The sequence below is a fragment of the Flavobacterium okayamense genome (assembly GCF_019702945.1).
GTDB classification, from domain to species: domain Bacteria; phylum Bacteroidota; class Bacteroidia; order Flavobacteriales; family Flavobacteriaceae; genus Flavobacterium; species Flavobacterium okayamense.
Genome location: NZ_AP024749.1, coordinates 269,903 through 289,210 on the forward strand (window position 1 = coordinate 269,903; position 19,308 = coordinate 289,210).

Consider the following 19,308-nt stretch of genomic DNA (forward strand, 5'->3'; position numbering starts at 1 on the left):
TTTTTTGTGCATTTAATCGATAAACTACATAAAAGTTAAAGATTTAATAATTTTTTTCTCATAAAATTTAATAATTATAATTTTGACAAAATCATCATCAAATGCTCAAAAGACTAACAGTCAATATCTTAATCCTTTTTTCATTATTCACTATTGAAGCACAAGAACTTAATCTAAACGAGAATTCTAAGAAAAAATTATATACTAAAAAGACAACTACCACGATATTAATAGACGGACAATTAAACGAAGAAGATTGGAGCACTGTAGAATCTGCAACTAACTTCGTAATGTATGAACCTGACAATGGTAAAGCCATAGATGAAAAATTTAAAACAGATGTAAAAATACTTTATGATAATGAAGCCATCTATATTGGAGCAATTCTTAGAGATGAAGAACCTGATAAAATTCTAAAAGAAATTACAGAAAGAGACAATTTTGGAACTTCTGATGCATTTGGTGTATTTATTAATGGCTACAATGATGGCCAACAAGATTTTAGATTTTTTGTAACAGCTGCTGGCGGACAATTAGATTGTGTTGCAACTGATCAAAACGGAGAAGACTTTAGTTTAAATTCAATATGGTCTAGTAAAGTTAAAATAACTAATGATGGATGGGTTGTTGAAATGAAAATTCCATATGCGGCACTTCGTTTCTCACAGGAAAGCAAACAAACTTGGGGTTTAAATTTTGTTCGAGAATTAAGACGCTTCAGACAAATCTATACATGGCAGCCAGTAAATGCAAAAATTGGTGCTGTTATTCAACAAGCTGGAATTTTAGATGGCATCGAAAATATTAAAACACCTACTCGTCTATTTTTTATACCTTATTCGTCTGGTTATTACAGTGTAAACAAAAATGATGAAGAATTAACTGGTAAAATTGGTTTAGACATAAAATATGGAATAAATGATGCATTTACACTTGATGCAATATTAGTTCCAGATTTTGGACAAACAAAATTTGACAATGTAGTTTTAAATCTTGGCCCATTTGAACAACAGTTTAATGAAAACAGACCATTTTTTACTGAAGGAACAGATTTGTTTAGCAAAGGAAACTTACTATATTCAAGAAGAATTGGTTCTGTACCAAATTTACCAATTAATTTGAATGAAAATGAAAATATAACTGAATTTCCAGCGTCAATAAATTTATTAAATGCAGTAAAAATATCTGGCAGAGATAAAGACGGCTTAGGAATAGGCTTTTTAAATGCAATTACTGAGAGAACTACTGTTAATGCATACAATTCAACTACAGATACGAATCGAGAAGTTTTAATTTCTCCTTTGACCAACTATAATGTAACTGTTTTAGATCAGAGATTTAATAAAAACTCCTCTGTTACTTTAATAAACACAAATGTTACTCGTGATGGAAGTTATAGAGACGCAAATGTAACTGGAATTTTATTTGATTTAAATACCAAAAACAACACATTTAATGTTTCTGGCGACATGAAAATGAGTTCTATTTATGACATTCAAAATTATAATGGATATAACACCTCATTATACTTAGCTGAAACAGCTGGGAAAGTTCGATTTTCTACAGGTGTAAATTATGTTTCTAAAGAATTTGACAACAATGATTTAGGAATCAATTTTTTAACAAATTATACTTCATGGTCTAGCAATGCTAATTACAGAATTTTAAATCCAAGTAAATTGTTTAATACTTTTAGAGTAAACTTAAACTCATATTTCGAATACAATAATGACTCAGGAAGAATTCAAGGAAGTAATTTTAATATTAATTTTGGAGGAAACAACAAAAAAAACCATTATGTAGGAGGCGGATTTAATTACAATCCTTTTAAAAGTTATGATTATTATGAAGCACGACAAGAAGGTAAATTTGTTATTTATCCTGAAACCTATGGGGGAAATCTATACATTTCTACTAATTACAATAACAAATTTGCTATTGATATTAACCCTTACATAACTAACACTTTTGAAAAAAACAGGTACAATTATGGAATTTCAATTAGCCCAAGATACCGTTTCAATGATAGACTTTCATTAATTTATAGCTTTGATATCTTTAAGCAAATAAACAATGTAGGTTTTATCGATCAAGACGCAACTAATATTTATTTTGCAAAAAGAGATAGAGATACCTATACTAATTCCATATCTAGTAAATATTCTATCAATAGTAATATGAATTTTAATTTAACAGTGCGCCATTATTGGTCTTACGCAGAAAACAATACAATTCATACACTTAATAATGATGGCACATTAACGGAAACTTCAATCTATACTGACAATAAAAATTCTGATTTTAGCACATGGAATTTAGATTTGTCTTATTCTTGGTGGTTTGCTCCTGGAAGTCAAATTTCCATTTTGTACCGAAATAACGCAAATGTATTCTCACGAGATATTGATAAGGATTTTAGTTCAAATTTTTCAAACTTATTATCTGATAATCTAAATCATATATTTTCATTAAGCATAAGATATTATATAGATTACAATCAAGCTAAAGGCTGGTTTAATAAAGGTTAACTAACTAAATCGATTTCGCAATTTACTGCATGATTTCGATTACAAGCTCTTACAATTTTATACCTTTGTGAAAACTCTCATTTAAGATGAATAAAAAAGTTATTTTAATGATTTTAGATGGTTGGGGAAAATCTCCTGACCCTAAGGTTTCTGCAATTGATAATGCCAATACTCCTTTTATAGATTCTCTTTATACAAAATTTCCAAATGCACAATTAAGAACTGACGGTCTTAATGTTGGTTTACCTGATGGTCAGATGGGAAATTCTGAAGTTGGACACATGAATCTTGGTGCTGGACGAATTGTATATCAAGATTTAGCTAAAATCAATCTAGCAGTTCAAAACAAAACCATGCAAAATGAAAAAGCTTTGATGGATGCTATTGAATATGCTAAAGCTAACAATAAACCTATTCATTTTCTAGGATTAGTTTCAAATGGTGGTGTTCATAGTCACACATCGCATTTAAGAGGACTAATTGAAGTAGCTCAGGAGAATGGCGTAAAAGACATGTTTGTACATGGATTTACAGATGGACGAGACGTTGACCCAAAATCTGGTTTAAAATACATAAGTGATTTAAACTTATTTTTAGACAACACAAATGCAAAATTAGCTTCTGTTATTGGAAGGTATTACGCAATGGACAGAGATAAAAGATGGGAGCGCGTTAAATTAGCTTATGATCTAGTTGTAAATGGAGAAGGTAAAAAGACTAAAAATATTGAAGAAAGTATTTTAGAAAGCTACAATAAAAACATCACTGATGAATTTATTGAGCCTATAGTTCTAACTAACGACAATAATGAACCTCTTTCAACAATTAAAGATGGAGATGTAGTTATCTTTTTTAACTTCAGAACAGACAGAGGACGTGAATTAACAGAAGCCTTATCGCAAAAAGATTTTCATGAACAAAACATGCACAAATTAAATTTGTATTATGTAACTATGACAAATTATGATGAAACATTTCAAAATGTACATGTAATCTATGATAAAGAAAATATTACCGAAACTTTAGGCGAAATTTTAGAAAAAGCAGGCAAAAAACAAATCCGAATTGCAGAAACAGAAAAGTATCCTCACGTTACATTCTTTTTTTCTGGGGGTCGTGAAGAACCATTTAATGGAGAATTGAGGATATTAAAAAACTCGCCAAAGGTTGCCACATATGATTTAAAACCAGAAATGAGTGCTTATGAATTAAAAGATGCACTTATTCCTGAATTGCAAAAGGAAGAAGTAGATTTTGTGTGTTTAAATTTTGCCAATGGAGACATGGTTGGACACACAGGTGTCATGGAAGCTGCCATAAAAGCATGTGAAGCGGTTGATGTTTGCGTAAAAGAAGTTGTTGAAACCGCTCTAGCACACAATTACACAACATTGTTAATTGCCGATCATGGAAATTGTGAAACAATGATTAACCCTGATGGCTCACCTAATACAGCACACACAACAAATCCAGTTCCTTTAATTCTTATAGATAATGAGCTAAAAGAAATACACAATGGCGTTCTTGGTGATATTGCTCCTACAATTTTAAAGTTGATGGGTATAGAACAACCAAAAGCTATGACTTGTAAATCACTATTATAATGAAACAAGTTTTATATTTATTAATTGGAATAATTTTCTTTAGCTGCTCAACAAGTTTAAAAGGATCTTCAGGTAAAAATGGAACAAAAGGTGAAGACGGAAAAAGTGGGACATCTTTAAATGAAAAAGGAGAAAATGGAAAAGACGGCATTGATGGAGAAAACGGAAAAACTAAGACAATAGGTATAAAATTATAGCAATTAACCCCGAAATATTTCGGGGTTTTTTATTGAAAAATTCTAAATTAAAAGTTAAACTTTTATAAATTAATAGTATTACTATTATATTTGTATAGTTAAACTTTCATAATATGGATAAGTTAATTCAAAATCTATCTATTACAATAAACAAAAAAATGTTTGTAAAAGATCCTGAATCAACAGAATTAGGCAAGAACATCGTACAGAATAGCATCTTACTTATTGATGAAATTGGATTTGAATCATTTACATTTAGAAAACTTGGTGAGCGAATTCAATCGAACGAAAGTTCAATCTATCGTTATTTTGAAAGTAAACATAAACTTTTACTTTACCTATCAACTTGGTATTGGTCATGGGTTGAATATCGTTTAGTTTTTACAACAAACAACATTTCAAATCCATTAGAAAAACTAGAAAAAGCAGTAGACATTTTAACTCAAAAAATTGAAGACGACGATTCAACAAAGCACATTAATGAATCTGTTTTAAATAGAATTATTATTGCTGAATTTTCTAAAACATTCTTAACAAAAGAAGTAGACCAAGAAAATAAAGATGGTTTTTTTCAAGTTTATAAAAGAGTTATCACGAGAGTTGAAGAAATGCTCACAGAATTAAACCCTAAATATAAATTCGCAAAAACATTAGCTTCTTCAATTGTTGAAGGTTCTTTACACCAACATTATTTGAAAGACCATTTTTCGAATTTAACTAATTTATCTGAGAACATTTGTCTTTCGGAATTTTATAAAGACTTAATCAAAAAAACACTACTATAAAAAATATGACACCAATTGAAAGATTTAAAAATTTAATTAAACTTGACAAAAAAGATATCTATCAGATAATCTTATATTCAATTTTTGGCGGGTTAATCAGTTTGAGTTTACCACTAGGGATTCAATCAATAGTAAATTTAATTCAAGCAGGAAAAATATCTACATCTTGGATAATCTTAATAATTTTTGTGGTTATTGGAGTTGTCTTTGTTGGGATATTTAAAATTATGCAGTTTAGAATTTCTGAAAATTTACAGCAAAAAATATTTGTTCGTTCTTCATTTGAATTTGCATACAGATTTCCAAAAATAAAACAAGAACAACTATACAATAAATATCCACCAGAACTGGCAAATCGATTTTTCGATACTATTTCGGTTCAAAAAGGACTTTCAAAATTACTATTAGATAGTTCTACAGCTGTCTTACAAATTATTTTCGGATTAATTCTTTTAGCTCTATACCACTCGTTCTTTATCTTTTTTGGAATTATACTTTCGGTATTATTATACTACATCTTTAAACTTAACTTTCAATCTGGAATAAACACTAGTTTAAAAGAATCAAAGTACAAGTATAAAGTAGCCCATTGGATACAAGAAATTGCTAGAAATAATATCAGTTTCAAAAACGAAAATTTATTTGACTTTTCATTAAATAAAAATGACAAATACGTAACTGAATATTTAAAATATAGAGAAAGTCACTTTCAAATATTAAAAAAACAATTTATTCAATTAGTTGGTTTCAAAACATTAATCACAGCTGGACTTTTAATAATTGGTGGGCTTTTAGTTTTGAATCAACAAATGAATATTGGACAATTTGTAGCTGCTGAAATTATCATTCTTACAATTATTAATGCAGTAGAAAAGTTATTTAGTGTTCTTGAATTGTTTTATGATGTATTAACTTCATTAGAGAAAATAGGAACAGTTGTAGATTTAGAAATCGAAAAAGATTTAGGAAGCAAAGACTGTGAATACTTAGAAAAAAATCTCGATATAGAACTTAAAGATATTAGTTACAAATATCCTGACAGTGAAACTTTAATACTTGACAATATAAATTTAAAAATTCAACAAGGCGACAAAATCGTTGTCAACGGACCTAATGGATCTGGAAAAACAACTCTGATGCGTCTTTTGGCTAAAATAATTGAACCTACTTCTGGAACCGTTTTTATTAACAATACAAACAGCAAAAAGATTTGCGTAGGTGAAATTCGATCAAAAATAAGTATTGTAACATACAATCAAGGAACATTTGAAGGTACAATTCTAGAAAATTTAACTTTCAATAATCAATTTATTACTATGACTGAAATAAAAGAAGTTTTAGACAAAGTTCTTTTAACTGAATTTATAAAATCATTACCCAATGGATTGGATACAAAGTTATTTACAGATGGAAAACAAATAAATTCATCAGTAGTTCAAAAAATTCTAATTGCAAGGGCAATTTTAATGAAACCAAGAATTTTATTACTTGAAGATTCATTAAATAAAGTTGAACCTACTCAAGCTAAACAAATAATTAGATATCTACTCGAAGAACAAAACGACTTAACAGTAGTAGTTATTACAAATAATAAAGCTTGGGAAAATAGTAAAACAATTACTTACACACTAGATCAAGGTAAAATAAAAGAATAAATTATGCTCAACATAACTAAAAATAGAATTGATTCTTTAATCGATTTAAACAAATATAAATCTGGATTTATATTTAGAGATAATAAAAGCTACTTGGTAATTAGAAAGATAATGCTGGTTTTTGCAATAATTGGTTTTATTTTCTTGTTTTTACCTTGGACTCAAAATATTTCTGGTAATGGATATGTAACAACACTTAAACCCTATCAGCGCCCACAAACTATTCACACTGCAATTGCTGGACGAATTGAGAAATGGTATGTACAAGAAGGTGATTTTGTAAAAAAAGGAGATACTATTCTTTTTATATCTGAAATCAAAGAAGATTATTTAGATCCAAATTTAGTTGAAAACACAGGTAATCAAGTTAAAGCAAAAGAAAGTGCAGTTGTATCTTATGATGAAAAAGTAAAAGCTTTAGACGTTCAACTAGGAGCCATCAATAGTGAAAGAAACTTAAAATTTAAACAAGCTCAGAATAAATTAAAACAGTCGTATTTAAAAGTTAAAAGTGATAGCACAGATTTAGAAGCCATAAAAACGCAATTAAAAATTGCAGAAACACAATATAACCGAACAGTAGCCTTGAATAAAGAAGGCTTAAAACCTATGACTGCGGTTGAGGAAAAACGTGTTAAGCTTCAAGAAATGCAAGCTAAAATAATTACTCAGGAAAACAAATTCATTTCAAGTCAAAATGAGGTGCTAAATGCAACTATGGAATTGAATAGGATTAATGCTGAATATGCTGAAAAATCAGCAAAAGCTAGTAGCGATAAACAAACAGCATTAAGCTCTAAATTTGACACGGAAGCTCAAGTAAATAAATTGAGAAACCAATATACGAATTACCAAATTAGAAATGGTTTATACTATATTACAGCTCCACAAGATGGTTATGTAAATAGAGCATTACAATCAGGACTTGGCGAGACTATTAAAGAAGGTACTTCAATTGTAAGTATAATGCCTGCAAATTTTGAACTAGCAGTTGAAACTTATGTTGATCCAGTAGATTTCCCTTTAATACATAAAGGTGAAAAAGTAAGAGTGTGGTTCGACGGATGGCCGACAATAGTATTTAGTGGTTGGCCAGGGATTTCATATGGTACATTTGGCGGAGTAATAGTAGCTAAAGAAAACTTTATAAGTACAAATGGGAAATACAGAGTTTTAATTGCCCCAGATCCGGCAGAGAAAAAATGGCCAGAGCAATTAAGTATTGGTGCAGGAACACAAACTTTAGCTCTATTACAAGATGTGCCTATTTGGTTCGAGATATGGCGTACATTAAATGGTTTTCCACCAAATTACTATCAACCAACAACAAATAATGAATCCAAATAAGTACTTTATGCAAAAAATTAATTACATCGTATTGATTTTGCTAAGCTTTAGTTACACTTGGAGTCAAGAAATTTCAAATGAATTAACTTATGAAGAATATATAGGTTATGTAAAGAAATTTCACCCTTTAGCCAAACAAGCTAACTTAAAAATTACTGAAGGTCAAGCAAAGTTAATGAAAGCTCGTGGTGCTTTTGACCCTAAAATTGAAGCCAGCTATGATGAAAAACAATATAGTGACAAACAATATTATAGTTTTTTAAATGGAAGTTTTAAAATTCCTACATGGTATGGGATTGAAATTAAAGCGGCCTTTGATAACAATGAAGGAATTTACATTAATCCAGAAAATACTTTACCAAATAATGGGCTTACATCACTTGGAGTAACTATCCCTATTGGACAAGGATTATGGATAAACGAGCGTATGGCTGAATTGAAACAAGCAAAATTGTATCAAAATGTAGCACAAGCCGAACAACAAATTCTTTTAACTGATGTTATATATGAAGCTTCTATAAGTTATTTAAATTGGAAACAAAGCTATGACGAAGTTAAACTTTATTTAGAATATCTAGAAAACGCAAAAATTCGATACAATGGAATTGTAAAATCTATTGAATATGGTGACAAACCAGCTATTGATAGCGTAGAAGTTGGCATAACACTTAATGCTCGAAAACTTAGTCTTGAAAAAGCCAATTTAAAATTATTTAAAGCCCGCTTAGAACTATCTAACTTTTTATGGACAAATAATAACGTTCCGCTAGAAATTAGCGAAGATTTATATCCAGAGAAGAATTTAGAATTAACGCTTCCTAATCTTTTAAATGTTGAAAATCTAAATGAAATATCAGTAGAAAATTTACCAAAACTAAACGCCTTAAAAAGTAAAATAGATATTTTTAGAGTAGATAAAAATCTTCAGGCAAACAAAATATTACCAAAGCTAGAAGCAAGTTATAACTATCTTTCTGAACCTAGTGCGTTTGAAAATTATAGATTAGAAGATTATAAAATTGGAGTAAATTTTTCATTCCCACTTTTTTTAAGAAAGGAAAGAGCTCAATTAAAACTTGCAAAAATTCAACTTCAAGATGCAGAATTTGGTTTTTCATTTGAAAAACTAAATCTTGAAAATAAAATTGAAGCTCAAAAAAGGGAGATTATTTCCTATAAAAAACAATTAGAACTTAACACAATGTTGGTTGAAAATTACAGTACTATGCTTGTAGGTGAAGAACGTTTGTTTCAAGTAGGCGAAAGTTCTGTATTTTTAATAAACTCAAGAGAAAACTCTTTAGTTAGTAGTCAACTAGCAACTATTAGCCTTGAAAATACTTTCTTAACTTCTTACTTAAATTTATTTAAGACTATTGGTAGACCAGAATAAAAAAACCCGACTTTAAAAAGTCGGGTTTTAAATTTTAAAATTATAACAAAATTAATAACGGCTTCTGCTATTATCTCTTTCTCTGTTAAAACCACCTCTATTATTACCACCATTACGGTTAAAAGATTTTCTTTCACCTTCTGGTTTTGGTTCAGATTTGTTTACAACAATTGCACGTCCGTCAATTTTTGCTCCATTTAGTTCATCGATTGCCTTTTGAGCAAACTCATCACTTGGCATTTCAACAAATCCAAAACCTTTACTTCTTCCTGTAAATTTATCTGTAATAATTTTTACAGAAGATACTTCACCGTATTCTTCAAAATACTCTCTTAAATCTGCTTCCTCTACGTTAAAAGGAAGGCTTCCTACAAAAATGTTCATTTAAAATAAATTAATTTGTGTCAAAGGTAGTCTTTTAAAGCTATCAAAATTTTTTTATTTAATTTATTTTCAATTATTTACATTTTAGCAACTCAAAATACTCTCTATCAATTCGTTCCTGATGATTTGGATGAGCAATTTTCACCATTTCTGCTACTCTTTGCTTTAGAGTTTTTCCATACAAATCGGCAATACCATTTTCGGTAATAATATAATGGACATGAGATCTTGTAGTAACAACACCAGCTCCTTGTTTTAAAAATGGAACAATTCTACTTTCCCCTTTTTTTGTTACCGAAGGTAAAGCTATAATTGGTTTCCCACCTTCGCTTAATGAAGCTCCTCTAATAAAATCCATTTGACCACCCACACCAGAATACATTCTACTTCCAATAGAATCGGCACAAACTTGCCCAGTTACATCAACTTCTATTGCTGAATTAATTGCAACCATTTTAGGGTTTTTACGAATTCTAGCAGTATCATTAACCATAGACGATTCTTTCATTTCAATAAAAGGGTTATCGTTTACAAAATCATATAATCTTTTAGAACCAATTAAAAAAGTTGCTAATGCTCTTCCCCGCAAAGTTCCTTTAAAGTTACAATTAATAACATCTTTCTCAATTAAGTCTATAACTCCATCAGAAAACATTTCTGTATGTAATCCTAAGTCTTTGTGATTCGTTAACTTACTTAAAGCTGCATTTGGAATGGAACCAATTCCCATTTGAAGCGTACTTTTATCTTCAATTAAAGAAGCAATAAATTCCCCTATTTTTTCTTCTTCTTTTGTAAAGGGAGCTACTTCATGTGCAAAAATAGGTTCATCAATTTCAACCAAATAATCAATTTCTGAAACGTGTAAAATTCCATCACCAAAAGTTCTTGGCATTTGTGGATTTACTTGAGCAATTACAATTTTTGCATTTTCTATAGCTGCTACAGTTGCCTCTACAGAAACGCCTAAAGAACAATACCCATGACTATCAGGTGGTGAGACATGAATAAAAGCTACATCTAATTTCACTACTTTCTTTCTAAACAATAACGGAAGCTCGCTCAAAAAAACTGGCGTGTAAGAACCATTCCCTGCAGTTAACGTATGCCGAACATTTGCTCCAATAAAAAATGAGTTTACATGAAAACTATCTTTTAATTCCGGATTTGCATAAGGAGCATCTCCTTCAGTATGTAAATGACATATTTCTACATTCCTTAACTCATTAGCTCTTTCCGAAAGTGCTTTTGTTAAAACTGTAGGAGTCGCTGCTGCAGCTTGTACATAGACTCGATCGCCACTTTTTACTACTTTAACAGCTTCTACTGCTGATACATATTTTTCCATACCTAATTAATTTTGAACAAATTTACTTCCTCTAGTTTTTAAAAAACATGACTTTTCTCATTAGAAAGTTAAGAAAAACTCTAAATTATTTATTGTATTTTTGCGGCAGAAATTTGGATTATGATCATAATAAAAACACGAGAAGAAATAGAATTAATGCGCGAAAGTGCGCTAATTGTTTCTAAAACTTTGGGAATGGTTGCTAAAGAAATTAAACCCGGAGTAACATCATTATATTTAGATAAATTGGCAGAAGAATTTATTCGCGACCATGGTGCTGAACCTGCTTTTTTAGGAATGTATGGGTTTCCTAATTCTTTATGTATGAGTCCAAATACACAAGTAGTCCATGGTATTCCAAATGATATTCCATTGCAAGAAGGCGATATTATTTCGGTAGATTGTGGAGCTTTAAAAAATGGTTTTTATGGTGATCACGCTTATACTTTTGAAGTAGGTGAAGTAGCTCCAGAAACTAAAAAACTACTTCAAGTTACTAAAGAATCGTTATATGTAGGAATTCGAGAAACTAAAGTGGGGAATCGTGTGGAAGACATTGGTTACGCTATTCAGCAATATTGCGAGAAACATGGTTATGGTGTTGTTAGAGAATTGTGCGGACACGGAATTGGTCGTAAAATGCACGAAGATCCTGAAGTAGCAAATTATGGAAAAAGAGGACGTGGTAAAAAATTAGTCAATGGAATGGTCATTGCAATTGAGCCAATGATTAACATGGGAACTAAAAATATTCGTCAACACAAAGACGGCTGGACCATTACAACAGCTGACGGAAAACCAAGTGCTCATTTTGAACACGATGTAGCCATAGTTGATGGAAAACCTGAATTATTATCTACATTTGCTTACATCTATGAAGCATTAGGAATTACTTCAAATGAAGAAGATGAATTTAGACAAAAACGTTTAGCTTTATAATAATCATTTTGCATGAATTGTAAAACTTGTAAATCCCAAATTGAAAATGACGCACACTATTGTTCCTATTGTGGTTCTAAAATTGTAAATGAAAGACTTTCCTTGTCAGGAACTTGGGAAGAATTTATCGGTCCATTTTTTAGTTGGGACAATAATTTTTGGAGAACTTTTTTTGGACTTTTTAAGAATCCAAAAGATGTTTTAGAAGCTTATATTAATGGTGCAAGAAAAAAATATTTTCAACCGTTTTCATATATAATTTTGTATGCAACAGTAGCTGTGTTTTTTTATAAATTTTTCCCATTAGAAATAATTTTAGATTATTCAGAAGGATTCTCAAAAGGATATAAGCCTTCAGAAACATCGGTAAATGTTCCTCAAATCGACATGACGGGCTTTATGGAAAAATTAATGAGCTACTACAACTTTTTTGTATTACTATTAATTCCATTATATTCCTTATCAAGTTATATTACATTCAAAAAAAGAGGGCATAATTTTTTCGAACATTTAGTATTCAATAGTTACTTACAAAGTAATTTGGGTTTTATATCATTATTCTTACAGGTAGTTTTAGTAAATAGCTTAGGAATAAGTTTTGGCGTTTATTCATTACTGTTTTTTTTCTTATTTATTTTATTTACGCTTTTTGCATTTAAAAAACTTTATAACCTTAGCCTGATAAAAAGTATTACTACTGGGATTAAATATATTATTATATTTTTTATATTTTATTTCGGTATAATTGCTATGATTTCAGCTTTAATAGGTATAATATACGCACTTACTGTAATGTAATGAAAAAGCTTTTCAAATTTATTTTAAATACAATTCCGAGACCAATCTTAATTCGTTTAAGCATAGTAGTCCGACCTATTTTAGCTTTTATGCTAAAAGGAAATCGTTTTACTGATCCAATTGATGGAAAAAGCTTTCGCATGTTTCTGCCTTATGGCTATGGTAACCAAAGAAATAACGTACTTTCGCCAAGTACACTTTCGCTAGAAAGACATCGTTTGTTATGGTTGTATTTACAAAATGAAACGATTTTTTTCACTTCCAATGAAAAATTAAAAGTTTTACACTTTGCTCCTGAACAAGAATTTTACAAACGCTTCAAAAAGCAAAATAATATTGAATACACTACAACCGATTTACTTTCACCCTTGGCAGATGTAAAAGCGGATATTTGTAATCTTCCTTTTGAAGACAATTCGTATGATATTATTTTTTGTAATCACGTTTTAGAACACATTCCTGACGATACTAAAGCGATGCAGGAATTATATCGCGTTATGAAACCAAACGGTTGGGGAATCTTCCAAATTCCACAAGATTTATCACGTGAAAAAACATTTGCAGACGATTCAATAACGGATGCTAAAGAACGAGCAAAAATCTTCGGGCAATACGATCACGTTCGTGTTTACGGAAGAGATTATTTCGATAAACTACGTAGTATCGGTTTTAAAGTAGAAGAAGTAGATTACACTTCAAAATTGGCTCCTGAATTAGTTGAGAAATATTGTTTGGCAAAAGGTGAAATTATTCCTGTTGTTAGAAAATAAATAAGTTCGTCACTTCGAGTGATTTTTCGAAAAAATTGAGAAAAATTGTATCGAGAAGTTTTTAAACTATCGTTGTTCTCGATACTTTTTGTTTCACAAAAAACTCGAACTGACGTAAATTCAATTCATCAAAGTTTTAATATTATCTGATTGAAAACGTTGCATTTGATTGTTTTCATCTGAATACAAAATCAACACATATAATTCAGGATGCTTTTCGACAAATTCTTTTCCTTCTTCTAAACTCATTACCATAAAAGCGGTTGCATAACCATCAGCCATAATACATGTTGGAGCTATAACGGTTGCACTTAAAACATTACTTTTTTGTGGTTTACCAGTTTTAGGATTAATAGTATGAACAAATTTTTCGCCAGTAACTGAATTAGTTATTACTTTTCTATAATTTCCTGAAGTAGCTAAGCCTAAATTTTTAAGTTGAACGGTTTCAATTAACTTACGTGCTTCGTCAGGCTTTTGTAAAGGATCATCAATACCTACAATCCAATTTTTATTTTGAATCGTATTTGTTCCAAATCCAACCAACTCTCCACCAATTTCAACAATCGCATTTTGAATTCCTTTAGATTGTAAAAACTCGGCTACAACATCTACCGAATAACCTTGTGCTATAGCATTGAAATCGAAATAGGTTTCTTGATGTTTTTTTGATATGGTTTTATCTGAATTTAAAGTCACCTTATTGAAACCCACAAAATTCAATAAACTATCAATTTGATTTTGATTCAAGTGTTTTCTCTGATGATTAGGACCAAAACCATACGCATTGACCAAAACACCAATCGTTGGATCAAAAAGTCCGTTAGTTTCTTTATAAATTTTATTGGATGCTTTAAATGTTTCTACAAACCAATTATCTACAACTATAATTGAATCGCCTTGATTGATACTAGAAATTAAAGAAGTTGGTTTATATGTCGACAAAGAATTATCGAAAGCCGTTAATAAGGAATCAATTTCTGTTTTAGAAACAACTTCTTCAGTTGCAATATATTTAATGGAATACGTACTACCTTGTGCTTCACCTTGAATGAGGAAAAACTGTTCATTTTTCTCAGTTTGACAAGAAATTAAAACAAAAAAAATAAGTAATTTTAAAAAACGTAAATCCAACATAATCTTCAAAATAACACTTTTAATACATTAAAATTTTTCATTTTTGTCTTGACACAAAAACGAATCAAAAAAGTCAAGACTGACTTAAAAAGCATAAAAAAATCTACGAAAACCCCAGCCACAGATAAAAATAACTCCTCCGATAAATCGGAGTCAAACAGATTTTTATCTCAACCTTTTCTGCTTTCTTGATTTTCAATACTTTTTAAGTAGGTCGGTTTCTATTCAATTATAATAAAACTTGATAACCATTGTAATTTAATATATAATCTGAAGTTGTGTAAACGGGAAGTTCAAAATTTTCAGCATTGGCGATACCAACACCTGCAAATAGAACTTTTGCTTTTTTCTCTTTGGCGTGTTTTAGGAAAGTTTCCATAAAAATCAGATCGTAATCATCTGGATTAATAGGATATGGAACTGCTTGTACCATTACAAAATGTAAAGTATTTTGCGTATCGACACATATAAATTGCGGATGCTTTTTTAACTGACTGTTTATGGCAATAAACTCAAAACCTTTCGATTCTAAATCTTTACCTACATGGTTCATTGCAATTTGATGTAATTCTTGTAAACTTAGTTCTTCCATAAGTATTTTCTAATAATATTAATTTACTTCTTTGAAAATTCAATTAACAGTATTAATGGCAAAAGTAAAGAGAAAATTAATAATATAACAAAATGCTTTTGACTTACAATTTCGAATTTAATTTGTGTAGTTTTCCTTTTAAAATAAAGATATACTATATACAACCAAACTGCACCAAAAGGAATAAACATTAACTTATTTGTCATATAATCTTTTGAAAAAGCAGGCACTTTTAATCCAATTAGTTTAATTAATAAAAAAACGTGAATAATCTGTATAAAAAAAACTAAACCTATAGCATTAAACTCAGGATCATACGATTTCTTTGATTTCAAAAAATTAAAAAACTTATTATATAAAAATGTATACATCTTTCTTAATTAAAATTATCAAAATTAAAAATCATTTGATCTTATCAAAAATTTGATTTTTTATAATAGAAAAAACTGAACAATTAGTATCATTTTTACTCATACTATGTATAAAATAAACTCTTTTATTTTTTTGTAAATAAAACCAGTTATATTTTCCAATTGTTAGCTCTTTGTCCAATTTTTCAATTTCAAAACGTAACTTAACCAACTCTTCTATTTTATTCATACATAGTTTTGCCTTTTCTTCAGATTCAAAAAAGAACTCAAACAAATATGTTTCTGTTACAAATGTTCCGGTATTTAAATAGCTAGAATATATTAATGCATCAAAATCTGTAAATAAATTAGTTTTAACTTTCTTGTTATACAATTTTAATAAAAAAGGTACTTGCGCTTTAGGATAGCCTTGGTCTAGTATTATTAAATGATCATATTTTGAATTAACTTTTTCAACGTCATCACAAAACTCCAAAACATTGACACTATTATTTATATCTTTTGTTAAAGATTCTTGTAATTGCACATAAAAATGTTTACCGCTAAAAATTGTATCTGTTTTTATTTGTGAAAATAAAAACAGTGGAAAAAACAATGGAAGAAGAATATATATTGACTTCATATAATAGTAAAATAAACATTTTAATTTTTTAAATAAAAAAACCGTTCCGAAAACGGAACGGTTTTTTTGAGTGAATTGCAGTATTAACCTCCAAAATCGTCGAAACGAATATTTTCAGGATCTAAACCGAAGTCCTCACCCATTTTTTGAACTGCTTTGTTCATCATAGGTGGTCCACAGAAGTACAATTCAATATCTTCTGGGTTATCGTGTTTAGATAAATAATTATCAATTACCACATTGTGGATAAATCCTACGAAACCATCTCCTTCTCCATTTACACCATCTTTCACTTTCCAGTTATCTTCTGGTAATGGCTCAGAAAGTGCTAAGTAGAATTTAAAGTTAGGGAAATCTTTCTCTAAAGCTCTAAAATGATCGGTATAGAATAACTCACGTTTAGAACGTCCACCGTACCAATACGTTACTTTTCTTCCTGTTTTCACAGTACGGAATAAGTGGTATAAGTGCGAACGCATTGGCGCCATACCAGCTCCACCACCTACATATAACATCTCTGCTTCTGATTCATTAATGAAGAATTCTCCATAAGGTCCAGAAACCACAACAGGATCTCCTTCTTTTCTTGAGAAAATGTATGAAGATGCAATACCTGGGTTAACTTTCGCCCATCCGTTTATGTTTCTATCCCATGGTGGCGTAGCAACACGAACGTTTAACATAATTTTACGACCTTCAGCAGGGTAAGAAGCCATTGAATAAGCTCTTTCTACTAATTCGGTATTTTTCATTACTAATGGCCATAAATTGAATTTATCCCATTCCGCTTTAAACTTCTCAGGTTCACCTGGATGCTCAACTGGGTGTGCAGTAATATCAATATCTGAATATTTAACTTCACACTTAGGAATTTCAATTTGGATATATCCACCTGGCTCATAGTGCATATCTTCTGGTAACTCAACAATAAATTCTTTAATAAAAGAAGCAACGTTGTAGTTAGAATATACTTTAGCTTCAAATTTCTTGATACCAAATACTTCTTCAGGAACTTCAATTTTCATGTCGCTCTTTACTTTTACTTGACATCCTAATCGCCATCCTTCAGCTAATTCTTTTCTATTAAAATGAGGAATTTCAGTTGGTAATGCTTCTCCTCCACCTTCTAATACTTTACATTTACATTGGATACAAGTTCCACCACCACCACAAGCAGATGGTAAGAAAATTTTAGCACCACCTAATGTAGATAGTAAAGTGCTTCCTGATCCAACTTCAATTTCTTCTTCTCCGTTAATTTTAATTTTAACTGGTCCTGATGGAACTAATTTTGCTTTGGCAAACAAAATAACAGCAACCAAAACCAATAATAAAATTAAAAATGCAATTACGGTTGTTGCAATTAAGCCCGTAGTACTTACTTCTAATGCTATCATAATTAATTTTGTGCTATTTCAGTTAATGAATCGTTTACAGTTTCAACAGCTGTAGAATCGATTGTAGTTTCAACTGGTGTTTCTTCAACTTCAGCAGGAACAACATTTTCTACAACTTCTTTTTTAGGTGCTTCATCTCCACCTGTTAACATACCTCCAAAAGACATGAATCCGATAGCCATTAAACCTGTTAAGATAAATGTCATACCTAATCCACGGAATGCTGGTGGTACATTTGAGTATCTAATTTTTTCACGAATAGCACCAATAGCTAAAATCGCTAAAAACCAACCAATACCAGAACCTACACCGTAAACTGTAGCCTCAGTAATGTTTGCAAACTCTTTTTGTTGCATGAATAACGAACCACCTAAGATAGCACAGTTAACAGCAATAAGAGGTAAGAAAATACCTAATGAGTTATATAAAGCAGGTGCAAATTTCTCTACAACCATCTCAACTAACTGTACCATTGTTGCAATAGTAGCAATAAATAAAATGAAAGTTAAGAAACTTAAATCATACTCAGCATACTCTTCTCCTAACCAAACTAAAGCACCTGGACGAAGAATATATTGATCTAGTAAATAGTTTAATGGTACCGTTACTAACATAACGAAGATTACCGCAGCACCAAGTCCTACTGCTGTAGACACTTTTTTAGAAACCGCTAAGTAAGAACACATTCCTAAGAACGTAGCGAATACCATATTATCAATAAAAATTGACTTTAAAAATAATTGTAATAATTCCATTTTCTTAGTGTGTTTCTTCGATTAAACTTTTATTTCTTGAGCGTTGGAAACCAATGATTAATCCTAAAGTAATTAAGGCCATTGGCGCTAACAACATAAAACCATTGTTTTCGTAACCGATAGAATATAACCAAGTTTTTTCAACTGGATTTCCTAAAACTTCATATCCGAATAATTTTCCAGAACCTAACAATTCACGGAAAAAACCAACAACTACTAAAATTAAACCGTATCCGGCTGCATTACCAATACCATCTAAGAAAGATTTCCAAGGTGTGTTACCCAAAGCAAAAGCTTCGAAACGTCCCATGATGATACAGTTCGTTATAATTAATCCAACGAATACTGATAATTTTTTTGCTAAATCTGGTACGTAGGCTTTCAACGTAAGGTCAACTATAATTACTAAAGCAGCAACTACAACTAATTGTGCGATAATACGAATAGCCGATGGAATGATGTTACGCATTAATGAAATTACTACGTTACCCATTGCAAGTACGAACATAACTGACAACGCCATAATTACAGAAGCTTTTAATTCTGCTGTAATTGCTAACGCTGAACAAATTCCTAATACTTGAACAGTAATAGGGTTATTATCAGTTAAAGGATCTTTTACAAGTCCAAGATTCTTTTTTGAGAACAATGGCTCTTTTTCTGTTTGTTTGTTATCTGCCATAGTT

The 19,308-nt window shown here is 30.3% G+C and carries 19 protein-coding genes; 10 read left to right on the forward strand and 9 right to left on the reverse strand.

Features of this window, described 5'->3' with window-relative positions:
- The first annotated feature begins 101 nt into the window (after window positions 1-101).
- The 7 genes from KK2020170_RS01390 to KK2020170_RS01420 all read left to right on the forward strand — a co-directional run bounded on the left by KK2020170_RS01390 (window position 102) and on the right by KK2020170_RS01420 (window position 9,509).
- On the forward strand, window positions 102-2,528 hold the full coding sequence (locus tag KK2020170_RS01390) for a DUF5916 domain-containing protein (protein WP_221259029.1): 2,427 nt from the start codon (window positions 102-104) through the stop codon (window positions 2,526-2,528).
- Window positions 2,529-2,614: 86 nt separating this feature from the next.
- A complete protein-coding gene (gene gpmI / locus KK2020170_RS01395; RefSeq protein ID WP_221259030.1) occupies window positions 2,615-4,132 on the forward strand; it encodes a 2,3-bisphosphoglycerate-independent phosphoglycerate mutase in 1,518 nt (505 codons plus the stop codon).
- A complete protein-coding gene (locus KK2020170_RS01400; RefSeq protein ID WP_221259031.1) occupies window positions 4,132-4,329 on the forward strand; it encodes a hypothetical protein in 198 nt (65 codons plus the stop codon). Before gpmI ends, KK2020170_RS01400 begins: the two co-directional genes overlap by 1 nt.
- A gap of 113 nt (window positions 4,330-4,442) precedes the next feature.
- On the forward strand, window positions 4,443-5,114 hold the full coding sequence (locus KK2020170_RS01405; RefSeq protein ID WP_221259032.1) for a TetR/AcrR family transcriptional regulator: 672 nt from the start codon (window positions 4,443-4,445) through the stop codon (window positions 5,112-5,114).
- 5 nt (window positions 5,115-5,119) lie between these two features.
- On the forward strand, window positions 5,120-6,769 hold the full coding sequence (locus tag KK2020170_RS01410) for a peptidase domain-containing ABC transporter (protein WP_221259033.1): 1,650 nt from the start codon (window positions 5,120-5,122) through the stop codon (window positions 6,767-6,769).
- 3 nt (window positions 6,770-6,772) lie between these two features.
- The gene (locus KK2020170_RS01415; protein WP_221259034.1) at window positions 6,773-8,116 is read left to right on the forward strand and encodes an HlyD family secretion protein; all 1,344 of its coding nucleotides are present in this window, start codon (window positions 6,773-6,775) and stop codon (window positions 8,114-8,116) included.
- A 7-nt stretch (window positions 8,117-8,123) separates the two neighbouring features.
- Window positions 8,124-9,509 carry a TolC family protein gene (locus KK2020170_RS01420; RefSeq protein ID WP_221259035.1) on the forward strand — a complete coding sequence of 462 codons (1,386 nt, stop codon included), beginning with the start codon at window positions 8,124-8,126 and terminating at the stop codon, window positions 9,507-9,509.
- 51 nt (window positions 9,510-9,560) lie between these two features.
- Here the strand turns inward: KK2020170_RS01420 and rbp are convergent, their stop codons facing one another.
- Together rbp and KK2020170_RS01430 are read right to left on the reverse strand one after the other, a co-directional pair.
- Entirely contained in the window at window positions 9,561-9,893 is a 333-nt protein-coding gene (gene rbp, locus KK2020170_RS01425) for an RNA-binding regulator (protein WP_221259036.1), read from the reverse strand.
- 73 nt (window positions 9,894-9,966) lie between these two features.
- A complete protein-coding gene (locus KK2020170_RS01430) occupies window positions 9,967-11,241 on the reverse strand; it encodes an acetyl-CoA hydrolase/transferase family protein (RefSeq protein ID WP_221259037.1) in 1,275 nt (424 codons plus the stop codon).
- A 120-nt stretch (window positions 11,242-11,361) separates the two neighbouring features.
- On the opposite strand from KK2020170_RS01430, the gene map reads away from it, so the two are divergent.
- Genes map through KK2020170_RS01445 form a run of 3 tightly spaced genes read left to right on the forward strand, consistent with a single transcriptional unit; the run spans window position 11,362 to window position 13,748 of the window.
- Window positions 11,362-12,180, forward strand: a complete 819-nt coding sequence (gene map, locus KK2020170_RS01435) for a type I methionyl aminopeptidase (protein WP_221259038.1) — start codon at window positions 11,362-11,364, stop codon at window positions 12,178-12,180.
- Window positions 12,181-12,192: 12 nt separating this feature from the next.
- Complete coding sequence (locus KK2020170_RS01440) at window positions 12,193-12,978, forward strand: DUF3667 domain-containing protein (protein ID WP_221259039.1); 786 nt, start codon at window positions 12,193-12,195, stop codon at window positions 12,976-12,978.
- Complete coding sequence (locus KK2020170_RS01445; protein ID WP_221259040.1) at window positions 12,978-13,748, forward strand: class I SAM-dependent methyltransferase; 771 nt, start codon at window positions 12,978-12,980, stop codon at window positions 13,746-13,748. Before KK2020170_RS01440 ends, KK2020170_RS01445 begins: the two co-directional genes overlap by 1 nt.
- A 120-nt stretch (window positions 13,749-13,868) precedes the next feature.
- Here KK2020170_RS01445 and KK2020170_RS01450 read toward each other — a convergent pair whose 3' ends face one another.
- From KK2020170_RS01450 to KK2020170_RS01480, 7 genes are all read right to left on the reverse strand, one after another.
- Window positions 13,869-14,885, reverse strand: coding sequence for an FAD:protein FMN transferase (locus KK2020170_RS01450; RefSeq protein ID WP_221259969.1), 1,017 nt, complete (start codon window positions 14,883-14,885; stop codon window positions 13,869-13,871).
- Window positions 14,886-15,114: 229 nt separating this feature from the next.
- Entirely contained in the window at window positions 15,115-15,477 is a 363-nt protein-coding gene (locus KK2020170_RS01455; RefSeq protein ID WP_221259041.1) for a Na(+)-translocating NADH-quinone reductase subunit F, read from the reverse strand.
- Between the two features lie 23 nt (window positions 15,478-15,500).
- Window positions 15,501-15,848 carry a hypothetical protein gene (locus tag KK2020170_RS01460; RefSeq protein WP_221259042.1) on the reverse strand — a complete coding sequence of 116 codons (348 nt, stop codon included), beginning with the start codon at window positions 15,846-15,848 and terminating at the stop codon, window positions 15,501-15,503.
- 31 nt (window positions 15,849-15,879) lie between these two features.
- Window positions 15,880-16,470: a hypothetical protein gene (locus KK2020170_RS01465; protein ID WP_221259043.1), complete on the reverse strand. Its 591-nt coding sequence runs from the start codon at window positions 16,468-16,470 to the stop codon at window positions 15,880-15,882.
- Between the two features lie 83 nt (window positions 16,471-16,553).
- Window positions 16,554-17,867 carry an NADH:ubiquinone reductase (Na(+)-transporting) subunit F gene (gene nqrF / locus KK2020170_RS01470; protein WP_221259044.1) on the reverse strand — a complete coding sequence of 438 codons (1,314 nt, stop codon included), beginning with the start codon at window positions 17,865-17,867 and terminating at the stop codon, window positions 16,554-16,556.
- 2 nt (window positions 17,868-17,869) lie between these two features.
- Window positions 17,870-18,622, reverse strand: a complete 753-nt coding sequence (gene nqrE, locus KK2020170_RS01475) for an NADH:ubiquinone reductase (Na(+)-transporting) subunit E (RefSeq protein ID WP_221259045.1) — start codon at window positions 18,620-18,622, stop codon at window positions 17,870-17,872.
- 4 nt (window positions 18,623-18,626) lie between these two features.
- Window positions 18,627-19,304 carry an NADH:ubiquinone reductase (Na(+)-transporting) subunit D gene (locus KK2020170_RS01480; RefSeq protein WP_221259046.1) on the reverse strand — a complete coding sequence of 226 codons (678 nt, stop codon included), beginning with the start codon at window positions 19,302-19,304 and terminating at the stop codon, window positions 18,627-18,629.
- Between the last annotated feature and the right edge of the window lie 4 nt (window positions 19,305-19,308).